Annotated in this window: 1 protein-coding gene; it reads left to right on the top strand. The window is 41.5% G+C overall.

Annotated features, from left to right (window positions below):
- Positions 1-130: 130 nt before the first annotated feature.
- A partial coding sequence (locus ACS8FD_RS17875) for a TRAP transporter substrate-binding protein (protein WP_439276838.1) occupies positions 131-918 on the top strand: 788 nt, incomplete at its 3' end.

Raw genomic sequence — 918 nt, 5'->3', positions numbered from 1 at the left:
TAAATAACCTGATTGACAGAAGCTTAGAAAAGGGTTACGTTAATTCACTATACGAACAAGGATTCTTATATAGAACAATTGATAAAGATTTTAATCCATTTATCTTTACTCATCAAAAAAGGAATTTGTGATGAAAAAAATGCTTTCTATTAGTATCGCATTGACGGCTTTAATAGGCTTTGCAGGCTGTTCACAATCAAATGATACTGCTAATGATACTAGTGCGACAAGCTCAGAAGAGACGACTACATTACGTTTTGCTCACTTTTGGCCAGCGACTTCAGCGACGCACAAAGACGTTTTTGCACCTTGGGCAAAAAAGGTTGAAGAAGAGTCAAACGGTCGCCTAAAAGTTGAAATCTTTCCTTCTGCCACTCTTAGTAAAGCCGATGCCGCTTACGATGCTGCTGCTAAAGGTACCATCGATATTGGCTCTCAACTTCAAGGTTATACCAATGGGCGCTTCCCATTAACTCAAATCACAGAGCTTCCTGGTCTCTCAAATTCAGCCACTCAAATGAACTGTATGCTCCAGACATTGTATGATGATGGGGTGATTTCGAGCGAATATGAAGACACGCATTTGTTATTTATGATGGGTACTGGCCCTGGAGGTATTCATACAATTGATAAAGAAATTCGCAAACCAGAGGATCTAAAAGGCTTACGTATTCGTCGTCCTTCTGCCATCGCTGGCGACATTATTGAAGCAGCAGGAGGCACGCCTGTCGGTCTACCAGCTCCTGATCTTTATACTTCGCTGCAACGCGGCGTACTGGACGGTTTAAGTTTGCCGTGGGATGCAACTGGCTCATTCAAACTTATCGAACTTGTAAACACTCATACCAATATGCCTTTTTATAGTTCCGCTATTATGGTGACGATGAATAAAGACAAGTACGAAAGCCTACCTGATGA

The sequence above is a fragment of the Psychrobacter sp. 1U2 genome (genome assembly GCF_051847575.1).
This window is presented reverse-complemented; position numbering and strand designations above follow the sequence as displayed.